The following is a 17,969-nucleotide window of genomic DNA, read 5'->3' on the forward strand; positions in this document are numbered from 1 at the left end:
CCCCGCGCGGGCCCCCGCTCACGTGCCCGGCCGTCGCCCCCACACGTACACCCGGTCCCCCTTCTTCAACACGCCCCACAGCTTCTTCGCGTCCCCGAGCCGGAGGTTGACGCAGCCCATCGAACCGACGGTGGTGAAGATCGTCCCGTACACGGCGTGGAAGGCCTGGCCGCCGCTGAAGAACTGGGAGTACGGCATGGGCTGGCCGTAGAGCGTGGACACATGGTTCTGGTGCCGCCAGTAGACGGTGTGCCAGCCGGTCCGCGTCCGGTAGCCGGCCCGGCCGCTGCGCATCGGCACCGGGCCGTGGACGACCTTCTTCCCCTTCTGCACCCACAACAGCTGACGGTTCAGGTCCACGCAGGCGACCCGGTGGGCGCGCACCGGGCACTTCCCGGCCGCGTTGGGGTTCCGGCCCGCGCCGACGAGCTGCATCCGCGCCCAGGTCACCGGGCCGGCGAAGCCGATCGCCGGGGTGATCCGGTGCTTCAGCTGGAACGCCCGGATGGCCCTGCAGTCGGCGGCCGACTGTCTACCGTCCGCCTTCAGCCTCAGCCACTTCTCGACCTGCCGCTGATAGGGCCCCGTCTGCTTGCTGCACTTCACCCGGGCGACCGCCTCGCCGAGGGGGACGTACTCGACGAGGTCGTAGGCCCCGGCGGCCGCCGCCCTGGGCTCCACGGCCTCCTCGTGGGCGGAGAGGGCGCGGACGCGGGGCGCCAGCGCCTGGTCCGGTGTGTCCCGGGGCCAGACCTGCGCCGCGCCGGGCACGAGCGCGCTCCGTTCCCCGGGGGCGGGCGGCGGGTGCACGGCCGCGGTGGCCGTGGCGACGGGGAGCAGGACCGTACCGGCGAGAAGGACGGCGACGCTCCGGCACGCGAGCGATCCACGGTCCCCACGAGAGCTGCGCTGCACACGACTGGTCACACGATCAGCAAAACCGCCGCCCGTTGCGGCCCGGGGCAGCCGCGCGGCGGGGTCACCCGGACGTACGCGGCACCCCGGCCCCCTTAGGGTGCTCGGCATGAGCATCATCGGGGTCGGTATCGACGTGGCGGAGATCGACCGGTTCGCCGCGGCCATGGAACGCACGCCCGCACTCGCCCAACGCCTCTTCGACGACAACGAGTTGCTGCTGCCCAGCGGGGAGCGCCGGGGCATCGCCTCGCTGGCCGCCCGGTTCGCGGCGAAGGAGGCCCTGGCCAAGGCCCTCGGTGCGCCGCCCGGACTGCTGTGGACGGACGCGGAGGTCTACGTCGAGGACAGCGGGCGGCCACGGCTGCGGGTGACCGGCACGGTGGCCGCCCGTGCCGCCGAACTCGGCGTGCGCTCCTGGCATGTGTCCCTGAGCCATGACGCGGGGGTGGCGTCGGCGGTGGTGATCGCGGAGGGGTGAGGGTTCGGTGGCCCGGGCCAGGCGGGGGCGGTTCGTGGGCGGGTTCGGTGGCCCGGGCCAGGCGGGGGCGGTTCGTGGGCGGCCGCGGGTTCGTCGTGGGCGGGCGCGCAGTTCCCCGCGCCCCTTGGGGCGGTTGTGTGCGGGGCGTCCGGTTGCCCGGGCCCTAACGTCCGGTTTGTGGGCGGCCGCGGGTTCGTCGTGGGCGGGCGCGCAGTTCCCCGCGCCCCTTGGGGCGGTTGTGTGCGGGGCTTCCGGTTGCCCGGGCCCTAACGTCCGGTTTGTGAGCGGCCGCGGGTTCGTCGTGGGCGGGCGCGCAGTTCCCCGCGCCCCTTGGGGCGGTTGTGTGCGGGCGGTGGTGGGTGTCGTGGGGGCACGGCAGACTCGTCGTCATGCGTACTGCGTACAGCGTGGAGTCGGTGCGGGTCGCCGAGCGGGACCTGATGGCGCGTCTCCCGGAGGGCGCCCTGATGCAGCGGGCCGCCGCCGGACTGGCCGCCGCCTGCGCCGGACTGCTCGGCCGGGTCTACGGCAGCCGCGTCGTCCTCCTGGTCGGCTCCGGCGACAACGGCGGGGACGCCCTGTACGCCGGTGCCCGGCTGGCCCGCAGGGGCGCGGGCGTCACGGCGGTGCTGCTCTCCCCCGAACGGGCGCACGCACAGGGGCTGGCGGCCCTGCGCCGGGCGGGCGGCACGGTGACGGACCCGGCCGCGGCCGACGCACTGATCGAGCAGGCCGATCTGGTCGTCGACGGCATCGTGGGCATCGGCGGCAAGGGCGGGCTGCGGCCGCAGGCCGAGCACCTCGCCGAGGCGGCGGCCCGTGCGCGGGCCGCCGTCGTCGCCGTGGACCTGCCGAGCGGGGTGGACGCCGACACGGGCGAGGTGCGGGGCGCTGCGGTCCGCGCCGATCTGACGGTCACCTTCGGCACCCACAAGCCGGGCCTGCTGATCGACCCGGCGCGCGACCACGCCGGTTCCGTACGGCTCGTGGACATCGGCCTCGAACTGCCCGAGGAGGCCGAACTGGAGGCCCTTCAGCACGAGGACGTGGCCCGGCTGCTGCCACTGCCCACCTCAGGGAGCGACAAGTACCGGCGCGGCGTCGTCGGCATCGCGGCCGGTTCCGCCCGCTACCCGGGGGCGGCCGTCCTCGCGGTGGCGGGCGCCCTGCGGGGCGGCGCGGGCGCGGTCCGCTACGTCGGCCCGGCCGGCGAGTCGGTGCTCGCGCGCTACCCCGAGACACTGGTGTCGGAACGCGGCCCGGCCAAGGCGGGACGCGTCCAGGCCTGGGTCGTCGGCCCCGGCGTGGCCGACGACGCGGACACGGTCGCCGAGGTCCTGGCCTCCGACGTCGCCGTGCTGATCGACGCGGACGGCCTGCGCCTGGCGGACCGGGCCACCGTGGCCGCACGCCGGGCCCCGACCCTGATGACCCCGCACGCCGGAGAGGCCGCCGCGCTGCTCGGAGTGACCCGCGAGGAGGTCGAGGGCGCCCGGCTGAGGTCGGCCCGCGAACTGGCGGACAGCTACGGGGCGACCGTCCTGCTGAAGGGCTCGACCACGCTGGTCGCCGAGGCGACGGGCCCTGTCCGGGTGAACCCCACCGGCACCCCCTGGCTCGCCACCGCGGGCAGCGGCGATGTCCTCTCGGGCCTGGCGGGCTCCCTGCTGGCGGCGGGGCTCGCGCCCCGGGACGCCGGAAGCGTGGCCGCGTACCTGCACGGTCTGGCGGGCCGGTACGCGGCCGACGGCGCCCCTGTCGGCGCCCACGACGTGGCCGACGCCCTCCCGGAGGCCTGGCGCGACACCCGCGACTGAGCCCCGCGCCGGGCGGCCGGCCGTGTCCCGCCACGGCATCGCCGAACCGCCGGGCGGGCACACCGTCCTACTCCACCGTCACCGACTTCGCCAGGTTCCTCGGCTGGTCCACCTCGTTGCCCCGGGCCGTTGCCAGCTCGCAGGCGAAGACCTGGAGCGGGACCGTGGCCACCAGGGGCTGAAGGAGCGTCGGCGTCGCGGGGATACGGATCAGATGGTCGGCGTACGGCACGACCGCCTCGTCCCCCTCCTCGGCGATCACGATGGTGCGGGCACCGCGGGCCCGGATCTCCTGGATGTTGGAGACGATCTTGTCGTGCAGCACGGAACGTCCGCGCGGCGACGGCACGACCACCACCACCGGCACGCCCTCCTCGATCAGCGCGATGGGGCCGTGCTTGAGCTCGCCCGCCGCGAAGCCCTCGGCGTGCATATAGGCGAGTTCCTTCAGCTTGAGCGCGCCCTCCAGGGCGACCGGGTGGCCCACGTGCCGGCCGAGGAACAGCACGGTGTCGCGGTCGGCCAGGGAACGGGCCAGCGCGCGGACCGGCTCCATGGTCCGCAGGACCTCCTCGACCTCCGAGGAGATCCTCGCCAGGTCCCGTACGACGGCCCGGATCTCGTCGCCCCACTTGGTGCCGCGCACCTGGCCCAGATACAGGGCGACCAGATAGCAGGCGACCAGCTGCGTCAGGAACGCCTTCGTCGAGGCGACCGCCACCTCCGGCCCGGCGTGCGTGTAGAGCACGGCGTCCGACTCGCGCGGGATCGTGGAGCCGTTGGTGTTGCAGATGGCCAGCACCTTGGAGCCCTGCTCACGGGCGTGCCGCAGGGCCATCAGCGTGTCCATGGTCTCGCCGGACTGGGAGATCGCGATCACCAGCGAGCGGGAGTCCAGGATCGGGTCCCGGTAGCGGAACTCGCTGGCCAGCTCCACCTCGCAGGGGATGCGCGTCCAGTGCTCGATGGCGTACTTGGCGATCAGCCCCGCGTGGTACGCCGTGCCGCACGCGACGAGGACGACCTTGTCCACCTCGCGCAGCTCGGCCGCGCCGATCCGCACCTCGTCGAGGGTGAGCGAACCGGCCGCGTCGATCCGGCCCAGCAGGGTGTCGGCGACCGCCTTGGGCTGCTCGGCGATCTCCTTGAGCATGAAGTAGTCGTAGCCGCCCTTCTCCGCCGCCGACACGTCCCAGTCGACGTGGTACGAGCGCACTTCGGCCGGGGCGCCGTCGAAGCCGGTGACCGTGACACCGTCCCGGCGCAGCTCCACCACCTGGTCCTGGCCCAGCTCGATCGCCGAGCGGGTGTGGGCGATGAAGGCGGCGACGTCCGAGGCGAGGAAGGCCTCGCCCTCGCCGACGCCCACCACCAGCGGCGAGTTCCGCCGCGCGCCCACCACCACGTCCGGCGCGTCGGCGTGCACCGCGACCAGCGTGAACGCGCCCTCCAGCCGACGGCACACCAGCCGCATCGCCGCGGCCAGGTCGGCGGTCGCGGAGAACTCCTCCGCCAGCAGATGGGCCACCACCTCGGTGTCCGTCTCCGAGGCCGGCCGGTGACCGCGCTCGGCGAGTTCGGCGCGCAGCAGGGCGAAGTTCTCGATGATCCCGTTGTGCACGACGGCCACCCGGCCGGCGTTGTCCAGGTGAGGGTGGGCGTTGGCGTCGGTCGGGCCGCCGTGCGTGGCCCAGCGGGTGTGCCCGATACCGGTCGAGCCGGCCGGCAACGGGTGCTCGGCCAGCTCCTTCTCCAGATTGACCAGCTTGCCGGCCTTCTTCGCGGCGGCCAGTCCGCCGTCCGCGAGCACGGCCACACCCCCCGAGTCGTAGCCCCGGTACTCCAGACGCTTCAGCCCGGCCATCACGACGTCCAGCGCCGACTGCGGCCCTACGTATCCCACGATTCCGCACATGTGCCGCAGCCTACGGTCGGATCCACGCCCGAACACGGCGCCGCGTGCCCGATTTCGGAAATAATCAGGCCTGTTCGGCCCCTCAGGACACGACTTCCGCCCCATCGGCCACCGACCGGGCCCGGGCGCAAGGTGACGGAGCACACCCACCACGCCGTTCAAACTCCGTTAACAATGGACTGTGATCTCTCCGGTCTCCTCGATGCCCCGGAGCGCCCACCGGCCCAGGCCGGAGGCGACTCCCTACGTCGACCTCACCCGAGCCGAGTGGAGCGCGCTGCGCGACAAGACGCCGCTCCCCCTCAGTGCCGAGGAGGTCGAGAAACTGCGCGGCCTCGGCGATGTCATCGACCTCGACGAGGTGCGTGACATCTACCTGCCGCTGTCCCGGCTGCTCAATCTCTACGTCGGCGCCACCGACGGACTGCGCGGCGCGCTGAACACCTTCCTCGGGGAACAGGGCTCGCAGTCCGGCACGCCCTTCGTCATAGGGGTCGCCGGTTCGGTCGCGGTCGGCAAGTCGACCGTGGCCCGTCTGCTCGCGGCCCTGCTGTCCCGCTGGCCGGAGCACCCGCGCGTCGAGCTGGTCACCACCGACGGCTTCCTGCTGCCCACCCATGTGCTCCAGGAACGCGGCCTGATGTCCCGCAAGGGCTTCCCGGAGTCCTACGACCGCCGGGCGCTGACCCGGTTCGTCGCCGACATCAAGGCCGGCAAGGGCGAGGTGACCGCGCCGGTCTACTCCCACCTGATCTACGACATCGTCCCCGGCGAGAAGCTCACCGTGCGCCGCCCGGACATCCTGATCGTCGAGGGCCTGAACGTCCTCCAGCCCGCCATGCCCGGCAAGGACGGCCGCACCCGCGTCGGCCTCGCCGACTACTTCGACTTCAGCGTGTACGTCGACGCCCGGGTCGAGGACATCGAGCGCTGGTACCTCAACCGCTTCAAGCGGCTGCGCGAGACGGCGTTCCAGAACCCGTCCTCGTACTTCCGCAAGTACACCCAGGTCTCCGAGGACGAGGCCCTGGACTACGCCCGCACGATGTGGCGCACCATCAACAAGCCCAACCTGGTGGAGAACATCGCCCCCACCCGGGGCAGGGCCACCCTGGTCCTGCGCAAGGGCCCGGACCACAAGGTCCAGAGGCTCTCCCTGCGAAAGCTGTGAACGGGGGCTGCTAGAAAGGGCGCATGCTGCATCTGCGTCTGATCACACCGGCCGGCAAGACCGACGCCGTGGTCCGCCTGATCGAGGGCACGCTCGGCACCACACACCTGGTCGTGGTGCCGGGTGCCGCGCGCAACCCCGCCGGGGACGTGGTCATGTGCGACGTGGCCCGCGAGGCCGGCGACGAACTCATCGGCAGGCTCCAGGAACTGGGGCTCGACACGACGGGCTCGATCGCCGTCGAGAACATCGACCTGTCCCTCTCCACGCGGGCCGACAAGGCCGAGGAGGAGGCACCGGGCGAGGCGGCCGACGCGGTCCTGTGGGAGCACCTGACGGACGTGACCCACGAGGAGTCGACGCTCAGCGTCACCTACGTGGCCTTCCTGACGGTGGCCACCATGATCGCCGCCTGCGGTGTGATGCTGGACAACTCGATCCTCATCGTCGGCGCGATGGCCGTCGGCCCGGAGTTCGGCCCGCTGGCCGGCATCTGCACGGCCCTGGTGCAGCGCACCCCGAAGCTGGTGCGGCGCTCGCTGTGGGCGCTGCTCGCCGGGTTCGGCATCGCCATGCTGCTGACCGCCGGATTCGGCTGGCTGATGGACGCCGTCGGCCTGTTCGACAAGGACATGATCGAGGCGGACCGCCCCAACACCGCCTTCATCTGGAAGCCCGACATGATGTCCTTCGTGGTGGCCTTCCTCGCGGGCATCGCCGGAACCCTGTCCCTGACGTCGGCCAAGTCGGGCGCCCTGATCGGCGTCGCCATCTCGGTCACCACGGTCCCCGCCGCCGCCAACGCCGCGATGGCCTTCACCTACGCCGACTACTCCCAGACCTGGGGCTCCACCGCCCAACTCCTCGCCAACCTGGGCGGAATCATCACCGCGGGCACCCTCACGCTGCTGGCCCAGAAATGGTTCTGGGCCAGACACCGCAGAGTGACAGACCTCACCTAGCCCGCCAAGGACTGCTCGGGGGCGCGGGGAACTGCACAATCTTTCCGGGGGCGCGGGGAACTGCGCAATCTTCAGGGGCGCGAGGAACTACGCGACTCTTCAGGGGCGCGGGGAACTGCGCAGTCTTTCAGGGGCGCGGGGAACTGCGCGACGAGCCACGACGAACCCGCAGCCCGCCACGCACAGAACCCGGCACCCCGAACCCGGCAGTCACACCCCGCCAGACCAGCGTCAGCCCAACGTCGACTTCACCACATCGGCCAACCGCCCGGCCACGGACCGAGCCTGGTCGATGTCCGCCGCCTCCACCATCACCCGAACCAACGGCTCCGTCCCGGAGGACCGCAACAGCACCCGCCCCGTCGACCCCAGCTCCCGCTCCGCCTCGGAGACCGCCGCCGCCAGCTCCGCGGAGGTCGACACCCGGGACTTGTCCACGTCGGGCACATTGACGAGCACCTGCGGCAGCCGCTCCATCACACCCGCCAGCTCCCGCAGCGAACGCCCCGTCTCGGCGACCCGCGCGGCCAGCATCAGGCCGGTCAGCGTGCCGTCACCGGTCGTCGCGTGGTCGAGGATGATCACGTGCCCGGACTGCTCACCGCCGAGCGCGTACCCGTGGGCCTTCATCTCCTCCAGGACGTAACGGTCACCGACCGCCGTCTGGAGCAGCCGGATGCCCTCCCGCTCCAGCGCCAGCTTGAAGCCGAGGTTGGACATGACGGTCGCGACCACGGTGTCGGCCCGCAGCGCCCCCCGCTCCCGCATGGCGAGGGCGAGGACGGCGAGGATCTGGTCGCCGTCGATCTCCTCACCGGTGTGGTCCACGGCGAGGCAGCGGTCGGCGTCACCGTCGTGCGCGATGCCGAAGGCGGCCCCGTGCTCGACGACGGCAGCCTTGAGCTTGCCGAGATGGGTGGAACCGCAGCCGTCGTTGATGTTGAGCCCGTCCGGCTCGGCCCCGATCGTGATGATCTCGGCACCGGCCCGGGAGAACGCCTCGGGCGAGACCCGCGCGGCCGCGCCGTGCGCCTCGTCGAGGACGATCTTCAGCCCGTCGAGCCGGTTCGGCAGCACACCGACGAGGTGGGCGACGTACTTGTCGAAGCCCTCGTCGTAGCTGCGCACCCGGCCGACACCCGAACCGGTCGGCCGGTCCCACGGCGCGCCGGTGCGGTGCTCCTCGTAGACGGACTCGATCCGGTTCTCCAGCTCGTCGGCGAGCTTGTGGCCGCCCCGGGCGAAGAACTTGATGCCGTTGTCGGGCATGGCGTTGTGGCTGGCGGAGAGCATGACGCCCAGGTCGGCACCGAGCACGCCGGTCAGATAGGCGACGGCGGGCGTCGGCAGCACGCCGACCCGCAGCACGTCCACCCCGGCACTGGCCAGGCCCGCCACCACGGCGGCCTCCAGGAACTCCCCGGACGCGCGCGGGTCCCGTCCGACCACCGCGGTCGGCCGGTGGCCCTCGAAGGTGCCCGCCTCGGCCAGCACATGAGCCGCCGCGACGGAGAGACCGAGGGCCATCTCGGCCGTCAGATCCGCGTTGGCGACACCGCGCACGCCGTCCGTGCCGAAGAGTCGTCCCACTTGTCCTCCTGAGAAAAGCGTCCGTTCGGGAAGCCGTGCCGGTGCGGCCCGCACGCCTGCCCCTTCCGGGCCCTCGATGCCCGGGACGGGCCCTCGATGCCCGGGGCATCACATCACACAAGCCGTAAAACGTCTCGTGTCGTTATACGCCCATCGCTGGGATAAACGAACGCCCCGACGGCACTGTGGCGTGCCGCCGGGGCGTTCGATGTACGGCGGGCGGGGCAGGGCCCCGCAGTCGTACGAGCAGGCAGCGAAGCTTAACGCTTGCTGTACTGCGGAGCCTTGCGGGCCTTCTTCAGACCGGCCTTCTTGCGCTCGACCGCACGGTCGTCGCGCTTGAGGAAGCCGGCCTTCTTCAGCGGGCCGCGGTTGTTGTCGACGTCGGCCTCGTTCAGCGCGCGGGCGACACCGAGACGGAGCGCACCGGCCTGACCGGAGACGCCGCCACCCGCGATGCGGGCGATGACGTCGTAGCGGCCCTCGAGCTCGAGCACCTTGAAGGGCTCGTTGACTTCCTGCTGGTGCACCTTGTTCGGGAAGTAGTCCTCGAGGGTGCGACCGTTGATCTTCCACTTGCCGGTGCCCGGGACGATCCGGACGCGGGCGATGGCGTTCTTGCGACGGCCCAGGCCGGCGGCCGGCTGGGGCTCACCGAAGCGCGAGGCGAGGGACTCGGAGGTGTACTCACCCTCCACCGGAACCTCGGACTCGGTGGTGTAGCTGTCGATGTCAAGCTCTTCGAGCGGCTGCTCGGCAGTGGTCTCGGCCACGATGCTCCTCAGATTCTGTTCAGTCTTAGGGGGTGGCCGGAACTACTGCGCGACCTGGGTGATCTCGAACGGCACCGGCTGCTGGGCAGCGTGCGGGTGCTGGTCGCCCGAGTAGACCTTCAGCTTCGAGAGCATCTGACGGCCCAGGGTGTTCTTGGGGAGCATGCCCTTGACGGCCTTCTCGATGGCCTTCTCGGGGTTCTTCGCCAGCAGCTCGTCGTAGCGGACGGAGCGCAGACCACCCGGGTAGCCGGAGTGGCGGTACGCCATCTTCTGGGTCCGCTTGTTGCCGGACAGGTGCACCTTGTCGGCGTTGATGATGATGACGAAGTCACCGGTGTCGACGTGAGGGGCGTAGATCGGCTTGTGCTTGCCGCGCAGGATGGAGGCGGCGGTGCTGGCGAGACGGCCGAGGACAACGTCCTGGGCGTCGATGACGTGCCACTGGCGCGTCACATCGCCGGGCTTGGGGCTGTACGTACGCACGGTTCGTAGCCTTCGCTTCTTCAGTGAATGGTCCTGACAGGTCACCGAAGACGATCACGACAGCCGAGACCGCACTGCGGTGACGCAAACCGCGTGCTGGTCGCTGGTCATCGGCCCGGTGGACCGGTGTAAGGGCCCGTCCCGTGAGAATGAGCAAGCCAATACACAACGAACACGCAGGATACCTACGACGCCGCGCCCGGGTCAAAACGAGGCGGGACACCGCTGGTGCCGACTGCGCAAGACACCCACTCTACTGGTCTGGCGGCGCGCCGTCCCCTCTAAGATGCGCCCCATGAGCTATGGGCAGGGGGGACCCCAAGGCCAGTGGGATCCCTGGAAACCGAATTCGCAGCAGCAGACCTGGAGCAGCGGCGGCGACGGCACTCCGGACTGGGCGGCACTGGCGGAGGCGTCCGAAGCACGCAACAAGCGGCGGCGGCTGCTGTTCATCGTCGGGGGCGCGCTGGCCACCGTGGCGGTGGGCACCGCGGTCGCGGTCGCCGTGGTCTCGGCGAACGACGGCGGCGCGGAGGCGGGCCGGCCGTCCTCACGGCTGCCCTCCACGGCGGACATCCCGTCCTCCACCGGCCCGGCGCCCTCCTTCGCGCCCACCACGGCCCCGCCGCCGCTGGACCCGAAGGACTTCATCGCGTCCAAGAACAAGGACACGGCCCCGCTCAGCCCGGACATCCTCTTCCCGGGCACCCAGCTGACCATGGGCGAGACCGTCTACCGCAAGGGCCCGACCTCGGACAGCAAGAACTGCGCCGCGGTCACCCAGGGCACGCTGCCCAAGGTCCTCAAGGACAACGGCTGCCGGCGCGTGCTGCGGGTGACGTACGTCAAGGACGGCGTCGCGGTGACCGTCGGCGTGGCCGTCTTCGACACCGAGGACCAGGCCACCGCGGCCAAGGGCCGGGCCGACGCCAAGAGCCTGGTGCGCGCGCTGCCCGGCAACGGAGTCAAGGACTTCTGCGACGGCGCCGTCTGCCGCTCGACCACGAACAGCTACGGCCGCTACGCCTACTTCACGGTGACCGGTTTCACCAACGGCAAGGACGTCACCACCAAGGACACCCAGGTGTTCGCCCAGGGTGACGACCTGGCGGAGTTCACCTTCCGCCAGATCCGCCGCCGCGGCGAGGCCCAGGCCTCGGCGGCCGCTCAGCAGTAGCGAGGACCGCGGCCGGTACCGGGGGCCCGGCCGCAGCCCCGCTCAGCGGCGCTTCAGACGCAGCCGGATCGGCACGACGGCCGACTCCAGCTGGGTGCGCAGCGTCATCTTCGACGTGCCCTCCGTCCGCTCCTCGAAGCGGATCGGGATCTCCACGGCCCGGTGCCCGGCGCACACGGCCTTGTACTTCAGTTCCACCTGGAAGCTGTAGCCCGCGCTGTCCAGGGCGGTCAGGTCCACGTCCCGCAGGGTGGCGGCCGACCACAGGTTGAACCCGGCGGTGATGTCCCGGATGTCGGTGCCGAGCACCGTGCGGGCGTAGCGGTTGGCGAACCGGGACAGCAGTACCCGGTGCCGGCCCCAGTCCTCGTCCAGGGCGCCGCCCTCGACGTACCGGCTGCCGATCACCAGGCCGAACCCTTCGGTCTCGGCCCGCTCCAGCATGCGCGGGACGGCCTCCACCGGGTGGGAGCCGTCGGCGTCCATCTGGACCACGTACGCGGCGCCCTCGGCGAGCGCGGCGCTCATGCCGGCCATGTAGGCGCGGCCGAGCCCGTCCTTCTCGGTGCGGTGCAGCACGCTCATGCGCGGGCCGTCCGCGTTGTACTTCTCGGCGAGCTCCTCGGCGATCCGCCCGGTGCCGTCCGGGCTGGAGTCGTCGACGATCTTCAGATGCAGCCCGGGCAGCGGCAGCGACAGCACCGCCTCCGCCATGCGCGGCAGATTCCCCGCCTCGTTGTAGGTGGGCATCACCACGGTGACACGCACACCCTCCGGGTCGTACGTCATTCTCTTCCCCTCCCCTACGGGCGCGGACCGTCCCGGCGCCCGGACTGCGGATGCGCTCAGTGGCTCTTGAGCCAGATGCGGTACTCGCTCGTACCGTTCGCGTTGCGGAACGGGATCTCCGCCAGCAGCCGATAGTGCGGGTTGCCCTTGACCGCGGAGGCGATGATGTCGTCCACCCTCGGATTGGTCAGCCCGTCGAGGACGATCACGTCGAACTTGCCGGCTTCGACCGCAGCCTTGTAGGCCTCGTCGCCGCTGTAGTACTTGCCCTTCTCGTCCTTGTACTCCATGCCGAAGAGGCTGTGCCACTGCCGGTGGCTGGATTTGTCATACAGGTAATAGACGGGCACTTCGGGAGTCGAGGCGAGGTACTCGCCCTTGCGGTCCACGTGCGGCGCGATGGCGTTGATCATCTTCGTGGAGTTCGGCCAGATGTCGAAACGCCAGTCCGCCTGCTGGATGCCGAGGCACAGCACGGCCGTCCAGAGCATGATGCCGAGCTGGGGATAGCGGAAATGCGCACCCACCAGGCGGGTCATTCCCACGCCGGCCATCGGCGCCGCGAAGAGCAGACCGAAGCCGACGTGCTTGAACAGCGAGACCACGGTCCCCAGATGAATCTGGTACGCCGGCGCCAGCAGCGCCGTACCACACAGCACCAGCCCGAGCAGGGCGCGCCAGCGCCAGCCGGGGCCACCGAGCCGCAGGGCGAGCGGTGACTCGTTCATCCGGCTGCGCCGGACGTACGACACGGCGCCGCCGACGGCGGCCAGGAACATCAGCCCGCCCCACTTGACGGACTGCTCCAGCAGGAACCCGGTCGTGTCGGTGCCATGGGCACGGTTCGTGGTGGTCTGCTGCACACCGGCCATCAGGCTGGTCGTGTAGACACCGACGGCGAGCAGACCGCCGATACCGAGGGCCAGCAGCACCATCCGCACGAAGGCCTTGCCGCCCTTGTGCGGCCAGGCGGTGAGCAGCGCGAGCACGACGACGGTCGGCAGGTACAGCGCGGACGCGTACTTCACCCCGACGGCCAGCACTCCGACGGGCGCGGCGAGCAGGACGGCGACCACGGGCGCGCGGTCGGTGCGCACGACGATCCACGTGGTCAGGGCCAGCAGGAACACCGCGGCCGCGTCGTAGGTGGCGAAGTAGCCCATGACGACCGTCGACTGGATCACCGCGAACAGCGCGGCGGCCGCCAGCGCCGCCCGCTCGTTGAACAGGCGCCGGGTGAACGAATAGAGCAGCCCGGTGGTGAACAGCATGAAGACAAGGCTCAGAGACCGCGCCCCGGCGAGCCCGAACCGCCCGTCGACGAGCGCTGCGAGCACGGGATACAACTGTGGCGAGCCGGAGAAGTACGCGGCGTAGTCACGGGGCAACTCGGTGCCGTGCAGCATACGGTCCAGCTCGGCATGGCCGGCCGCCAGATAGAGCGCCTCGTCCTGGAACGCGGTGTTGGACAGACGCAGCGACAGCGCCACCTGGATGACCATGATGAACAGCAGCACGGCGCGGCTCACCCAGGCACGGCGCCTGCTCGCCGCCATCTCCCAGCCGACTTCCGGCGTGTCGGGGATGTGGTAGACGGGCGCTCGATCCGGCGTCTGCTGTTCCTGGACCGTACGCAGCAGGGTCGTCGGCTGGTCGGCGGGGCTCTCGTACCCGCCCTGCGGCTGCTGCTGGTACGGGTAGACCTGGTCGTCGTAGCCGTAGTCCTGCTGGTGATAGGCGTGCTCGTACGGCTGCTGGTACGGGTCCGGCTGGGACTGCTGGTAGGTGTCCGGGCCGGGCGGCTGCTGGTACGCCCGGCGCGGGTCCTGGTACCCCTCCTGGTGCTGCTGCGCGTAGCCCTGCTCGTACTGCCCGCCGTACTCCTGCCCGTGCTGCGGCTCGTACTGGTGCCCGTAGTCCTGTTCCTGCCGGCGTTGCGGCTGCTGGGGGATGTACCCGTCGGAGTTGAACCAGACGCCGGTGGGCTCGTCGTCCGCGTAGGGGTCGTACGGCTGGGGCGTGTAGTGCTCGTATCGGGAGGTCATCAGGGCTTCCGTACGTCGAAGCCGAACCGGTCGTCGGCGGCCAGGCGCTTGAACTCCTGCAGCGCCTTCGGGCTCGCCTCCAGCCGCCAGTCGGCACGCTTGTCGTGGTTGAACCAGATGAAGCCGAGCAGATCGTCGTCGGCCGCCACGCCCTCGAAGAGGATGCGGATGTCCGCGCGCCGCCGCTCCCCGGGCATGGCGGCGGTCTCCAGCAGGATCATCGGCTTCTCGGTGAAGGTGCGCACCTGGTCCCGGGTCGGCCCGAAGACGCTGTCGAACGCGTTGGGCTGCTCGATCGTCCAGTAGCCGATCAGCCCGATCCAGTCGACATAGCCGTCGCCCGGGTAGTACGGCTCCAGCTCGACGTCCTCGACCGGGTTGACGATGTTCGGCGACCAGGCCCAGATCACATTGGTGGCACCGGCCTCGATGAACTCCTCGTGGATGTGCCGCCAGGCGGCCACATAGTCCTCGGGGGTCGTGTACTTGGTGCCCCACTTCTCCCAGTGGCCGTTGAACTCGTCGGCGAAGGAGACCACGACGGGCAGGTTCAGCCTGCGGACGGCGGTGGCGTACTCCTTGATGTACGCGTCCGAACGGCCCGCCGCGATGTCCGAGAGGGACACGTCGAACGGCTCCCAGGACACCAGCGTCAGGGCGCCCTCGCCCCACGCCCTGCGCACACCGCTGGCGTCGAAGCCGTCGCCCCAGGCGGCGTAGTACTCGATCAGGTTGGGCTGCTTGCCGACCATGCCGGAGTAGGCCCGGTAACCGTCCAGCGAGTTCGGCGCGCCCTCGACCGCGGCGCCGAAGTACTTCTTCTCCGGCCTGAGCAGGGGCGTGACGTCGTACGGGATGTCCGCGTCGGCGCTGCCGGCGACCTGGCTGCCCGCCTTGTCGCCGCCGTTCGCCGGGCTGTCGCCGTCCTCGCCGAGCAGCGAGCAGCCGCTGAGCGCGAGCAGCAGGGTCAGACAGGCCGAGACGGCCGTCGTACGGGTACGGGTGAGGGTACGGGTGAGGGTACGGGTGAGGATGGACATCAGGCCGTCGCCTCCGCGCGGGGCTGGACCAGGACACGTCCCACGACCAGCGCGTAGAACAGCCCGGAGGACAGGATCAGCGCGAAGTCGGGGGCGTCCATGGTGAAGGTGCGGTAGACCGCGGCGAGGACCCAGACCAGGGCCGTGCCGCCGCTCCAGACCCACATGCCGATCCAGAACCGCCGGGTCTTGTTCTTCTTGGCCCCCGAGGAGCCGGTGGGCTGCCACCCCATGCGGTTCTTGCGCAGGATGTCCCAGATGGCGAAGACATGCGCCCAGCCGTACATCATGCGGGCGGCCCAGGCCTCCAGCCGGTAGGGCGCCTTGTGCCACATGGGGAAGACGATCGTGGTGTAGACGATGCTGGGCGCCACCAGCAGCAGATGCTCCACCATCAGCTTCTCCGGCATGGCCAGCAGCAGCACGATGGGGATCACCGGGGCGGCGAAGGTGAACAGCGCCGTGTGGATGTAGTAGAAGAAGCCGGACATGTAGCAGAGCCGGCTGGACAGCTTGATCTTCGCCTGCCAGAACTTCGAGCTGCCGAGCAGGCTCATGGAGCCCGAGCACCAGCGGTACTGCTGGTTGAAGAAGGCGCCCGCGTTGTCCGGGCACACGCCCGTCGACACCGCGATCGGCACATAGCGCAGGTCCCAGCCGAGGCCCCGCAGGTCGAAGCCGGTGTGCACGTCCTCGGAGTGCTCGATCAGGGTCGTGCCGCCGTTGGTCTCCAGCGCCGTGCGCCGGTAGATCGCGCAGCTGCCGACGCAGATCGCGCCGTCGCTGCCCTGCCGGGAGACCTGCACAGAGCGGTAGAACAGCTCCTGCACGGCTCCGGCACCGCGCTCGATCCAGTTCTGCGAGTCCAGCACCCGGAAGTACTGCGGCGACTGGACGATGCCGACTCGGGGGTCCTCCGCCATGTACGGCAGCAGTTCCTCGAGCAGGTCGGCGCGCGGGGTGAAGTCCGCGTCCAGGATGAGGATGAACTCGCCGGCGGAATGGGCGAAGCCGTAGTGCAGATTGCCGGCCTTCTTGAACCAGCCGCGGTTCTCCCGGGTGCCGTACTGGAACCCGAAGTCGCGGGCCATGGCCTCCAGCTCGGGGCTGGCGGAGTCGTCCAGCACGAACGGCACGCACATGCCCGGGTAGCGGTCGGCCATCTCCCGCACATGCCGCCAGGTGTTGTGCAGCACCTCGATGGGCTCACCGCACACCGGCAGGAACACGTCCACCGTCGGGTACACCTCGGGCCGCCAGTTGTGCACCAGGCGCTTGTGGTGGCCGATGTCGAAGTCGCGGGTGAAACCGTTCACCCGCAGCGACACCAGGTAGTAGAGGACCGTGAAGACCAGCAGCGGCGTGTAGATCCACAGGATCGGCGTGGACTGCGCCAGCTTGAACTGGCTCACCGCCAGACAGCAGAAGCTGACCAGCGAGCTGATCGTCAGGATCCACAGATGTCTGCGCGTGTACGAGTACTTCTCGCGGTCCGACGGCGGCAGCGGCAGCAGGCCCAGCGAGCCCGTCCCTGCGCGCCCCGCTCTTCGCCGGCCGCCGTTCTGGCGCACGGCACGACGCCCCCCGGTCCGCACGGGACCCACAGAACTCATGGCAAAGCAACCCACCCTGGGCCTGTTCGACCCGTCGACCCCCACCCCTTGCCCGGCCGCCCCATTCGAACCCATGGCCGAGCATCGCAAGGCTATACGAGAGGTGTGAAAGCCGTAAGGGATAAGCGAAGCACTACGTCAGGTAAGTCGCTCTATGCCCCGATATAAATACGTGAAGGGGACGTAACTAACAGGTTTCACACCCGGATGAACCAGGCAAAGAGCGACGATTCCGCGCTTCCTTGCTCCGCGCAGCCAGCAACTCGTCCGCCGGATAACCGACCTCCTCCAGCGTCAGCCCGTGCGGCCGTACGACATGGACCGCCGAGTCCCGCACCCCCGCGGCGAGCACCTTGCCCGGCCAGTCGGCCGGACGGTGGCCGTCGCCGACGAAGAGCAGCGCGCCGATCAGCGAGCGGACCATGTTGTGGCAGAAGGCGTCGGCCCGGACCGTGGCCGTGATGATCCCGTCCCCGCCCCGGACCAGGCTCAGCTCCTGCAGGGTCCGGATCGTCGTGGCGCCCTCGCGCTTCTTGCAGTACGCCGCGAAGTCGTGCTCCCCCAGCAGCGCCCGGGCCGCCTCGTTCATCGCGTCGACGTCGAGCGGCCAGTCGTGCCAGAGCACATGCCCCCGCAGCAGCGGGTCGACCCCGCCCGGGTTGTCGGTGACCCGGTAGGCATAGCGCCGCCAGACCGCCGAGAAGCGCGCGTTGAACCCGGTGGGCGCCTCCCGCAGCGCCCATACCCGCACGTCACGGCTCAGTCGCCCGGCCATCCGCTTGAGCAGCTTCTCGTGGTGCTCACGCCACACCGCCTCCGGCAGATCCACATGCGCGACCTGCCCCCGCGCGTGCACCCCGGCATCGGTCCGCCCCGCGACCGTCAGCTCATAGGTCTCCTGCGACCGCGTCACCGTCCGCAGGGCGTCCTCGATCTCCCCCTGCACGGTCCGCCGCCCGCCGGCCTGCTTGGCCCACCCGGAGAACTCACTCCCGTCGTACGACAGATCGAGACGGACACGAACATGACCGGGCGCTGCTTCATCACTCACGTAGAGATCCTCTCAGGGAACACAAAAGCGGGGGGGGGGGGGGGGGGGGGGGGGGAGGGGGGGGAAAGGAAGCGGGGGGGGGGGGCTGCTTCGTCGCAATGATCGTGGGCCTGGCCGGAGCGGTCCTCTCCGGCCTCGCCCTGT

General features: G+C 70.5%; 15 protein-coding genes. 5 read left to right on the forward strand and 10 right to left on the reverse strand.

The annotated features are described in order from the left end of the window. Positions 1-18: 18 nt before the first annotated feature. The gene (locus ACZ6SQ_RS16760) at positions 19-840 is read right to left on the reverse strand and encodes a L,D-transpeptidase family protein (RefSeq protein WP_469562193.1); all 822 of its coding nucleotides are present in this window, start codon (positions 838-840) and stop codon (positions 19-21) included. Positions 841-1,024: 184 nt separating this feature from the next. On the opposite strand from ACZ6SQ_RS16760, the gene ACZ6SQ_RS16765 reads away from it, so the two are divergent. Both ACZ6SQ_RS16765 and ACZ6SQ_RS16770 read left to right on the forward strand, forming a co-directional pair. Next, positions 1,025-1,396, forward strand: a complete 372-nt coding sequence (locus tag ACZ6SQ_RS16765; RefSeq protein ID WP_386377333.1) for a holo-ACP synthase — start codon at positions 1,025-1,027, stop codon at positions 1,394-1,396. Positions 1,397-1,785: 389 nt separating this feature from the next. Then, complete coding sequence (locus ACZ6SQ_RS16770) at positions 1,786-3,213, forward strand: NAD(P)H-hydrate dehydratase (RefSeq protein WP_469562146.1); 1,428 nt, start codon at positions 1,786-1,788, stop codon at positions 3,211-3,213. A 67-nt stretch (positions 3,214-3,280) separates the two neighbouring features. Here the strand turns inward: ACZ6SQ_RS16770 and glmS are convergent, their stop codons facing one another. Continuing rightward, complete coding sequence (gene glmS, locus ACZ6SQ_RS16775; protein WP_469562149.1) at positions 3,281-5,128, reverse strand: glutamine--fructose-6-phosphate transaminase (isomerizing); 1,848 nt, start codon at positions 5,126-5,128, stop codon at positions 3,281-3,283. A gap of 202 nt (positions 5,129-5,330) precedes the next feature. Here glmS and coaA point away from each other — a divergent pair, with 202 nt between their 5' ends. Together coaA and ACZ6SQ_RS16785 are read left to right on the forward strand one after the other, a co-directional pair. Continuing rightward, complete coding sequence (coaA, locus tag ACZ6SQ_RS16780; protein WP_469562195.1) at positions 5,331-6,299, forward strand: type I pantothenate kinase; 969 nt, start codon at positions 5,331-5,333, stop codon at positions 6,297-6,299. A 23-nt stretch (positions 6,300-6,322) separates the two neighbouring features. Continuing rightward, positions 6,323-7,261, forward strand: coding sequence for a DUF389 domain-containing protein (locus ACZ6SQ_RS16785; protein ID WP_469562152.1), 939 nt, complete (start codon positions 6,323-6,325; stop codon positions 7,259-7,261). Positions 7,262-7,492: 231 nt separating this feature from the next. Here ACZ6SQ_RS16785 and glmM read toward each other — a convergent pair whose 3' ends face one another. The 3 genes from glmM to rplM all read right to left on the reverse strand — a co-directional run bounded on the left by glmM (position 7,493) and on the right by rplM (position 10,110). Continuing rightward, positions 7,493-8,851 (reverse strand): phosphoglucosamine mutase, encoded by a 1,359-nt coding sequence (glmM, locus tag ACZ6SQ_RS16790; protein WP_469562156.1) that lies wholly within the window; start codon positions 8,849-8,851, stop codon positions 7,493-7,495. A gap of 260 nt (positions 8,852-9,111) precedes the next feature. Continuing rightward, entirely contained in the window at positions 9,112-9,624 is a 513-nt protein-coding gene (rpsI, locus tag ACZ6SQ_RS16795; protein WP_103812805.1) for a 30S ribosomal protein S9, read from the reverse strand. A 42-nt stretch (positions 9,625-9,666) separates the two neighbouring features. Next, the gene (gene rplM, locus ACZ6SQ_RS16800) at positions 9,667-10,110 is read right to left on the reverse strand and encodes a 50S ribosomal protein L13 (RefSeq protein WP_019526965.1); all 444 of its coding nucleotides are present in this window, start codon (positions 10,108-10,110) and stop codon (positions 9,667-9,669) included. Between the two features lie 295 nt (positions 10,111-10,405). On the opposite strand from rplM, the gene ACZ6SQ_RS16805 reads away from it, so the two are divergent. Further along, positions 10,406-11,287 (forward strand): hypothetical protein, encoded by an 882-nt coding sequence (locus ACZ6SQ_RS16805; RefSeq protein ID WP_469562159.1) that lies wholly within the window; start codon positions 10,406-10,408, stop codon positions 11,285-11,287. Positions 11,288-11,329: 42 nt separating this feature from the next. On the opposite strand, the gene ACZ6SQ_RS16810 is transcribed toward ACZ6SQ_RS16805, so the two are convergent. From ACZ6SQ_RS16810 to truA, 5 genes are all read right to left on the reverse strand, one after another. Then, the gene (locus ACZ6SQ_RS16810; RefSeq protein ID WP_469562162.1) at positions 11,330-12,076 is read right to left on the reverse strand and encodes a polyprenol monophosphomannose synthase; all 747 of its coding nucleotides are present in this window, start codon (positions 12,074-12,076) and stop codon (positions 11,330-11,332) included. A gap of 56 nt (positions 12,077-12,132) precedes the next feature. Continuing rightward, on the reverse strand, positions 12,133-14,121 hold the full coding sequence (locus ACZ6SQ_RS16815) for an ArnT family glycosyltransferase (RefSeq protein WP_469562164.1): 1,989 nt from the start codon (positions 14,119-14,121) through the stop codon (positions 12,133-12,135). Then, positions 14,121-15,161, reverse strand: coding sequence for a glycoside hydrolase family 26 protein (locus ACZ6SQ_RS16820; protein WP_469562167.1), 1,041 nt, complete (start codon positions 15,159-15,161; stop codon positions 14,121-14,123). The genes ACZ6SQ_RS16815 and ACZ6SQ_RS16820 overlap by 1 nt, the downstream gene beginning before the upstream one ends. Then, positions 15,161-16,774 carry a glycosyltransferase family 2 protein gene (locus ACZ6SQ_RS16825; RefSeq protein WP_469562170.1) on the reverse strand — a complete coding sequence of 538 codons (1,614 nt, stop codon included), beginning with the start codon at positions 16,772-16,774 and terminating at the stop codon, positions 15,161-15,163. The genes ACZ6SQ_RS16820 and ACZ6SQ_RS16825 overlap by 1 nt, the downstream gene beginning before the upstream one ends. A 187-nt stretch (positions 16,775-16,961) precedes the next feature. Next, complete coding sequence (gene truA / locus ACZ6SQ_RS16830; protein WP_469562174.1) at positions 16,962-17,825, reverse strand: tRNA pseudouridine(38-40) synthase TruA; 864 nt, start codon at positions 17,823-17,825, stop codon at positions 16,962-16,964. Positions 17,826-17,969: the final 144 nt, after the last annotated feature.

The sequence above is a fragment of the Streptomyces sp. NPDC048600 genome, assembly GCF_055587025.1.

What these genes read in the sequence shown, in the direction of transcription:
- coaA (WP_469562195.1), top strand. Translation starts at nt 5,331, where the DNA reads ATGCCCCGGAGCGCCCACCGGCCCAGGCCGGAGGCGACTCCCTACGTC.
- ACZ6SQ_RS16825 (WP_469562170.1), bottom strand. Translation starts at nt 16,774, where the DNA reads ATGAGTTCTGTGGGTCCCGTGCGGACCGGGGGGCGTCGTGCCGTGCGC.
- ACZ6SQ_RS16810 (WP_469562162.1), bottom strand. Translation starts at nt 12,076, where the DNA reads ATGACGTACGACCCGGAGGGTGTGCGTGTCACCGTGGTGATGCCCACC.
- ACZ6SQ_RS16820 (WP_469562167.1), bottom strand. Translation starts at nt 15,161, where the DNA reads ATGTCCATCCTCACCCGTACCCTCACCCGTACCCTCACCCGTACCCGT.
- ACZ6SQ_RS16765 (WP_386377333.1), top strand. Translation starts at nt 1,025, where the DNA reads ATGAGCATCATCGGGGTCGGTATCGACGTGGCGGAGATCGACCGGTTC.
- glmS (WP_469562149.1), bottom strand. Translation starts at nt 5,128, where the DNA reads ATGTGCGGAATCGTGGGATACGTAGGGCCGCAGTCGGCGCTGGACGTC.
- ACZ6SQ_RS16785 (WP_469562152.1), top strand. Translation starts at nt 6,323, where the DNA reads ATGCTGCATCTGCGTCTGATCACACCGGCCGGCAAGACCGACGCCGTG.
- ACZ6SQ_RS16805 (WP_469562159.1), top strand. Translation starts at nt 10,406, where the DNA reads ATGAGCTATGGGCAGGGGGGACCCCAAGGCCAGTGGGATCCCTGGAAA.
- ACZ6SQ_RS16770 (WP_469562146.1), top strand. Translation starts at nt 1,786, where the DNA reads ATGCGTACTGCGTACAGCGTGGAGTCGGTGCGGGTCGCCGAGCGGGAC.
- ACZ6SQ_RS16815 (WP_469562164.1), bottom strand. Translation starts at nt 14,121, where the DNA reads ATGACCTCCCGATACGAGCACTACACGCCCCAGCCGTACGACCCCTAC.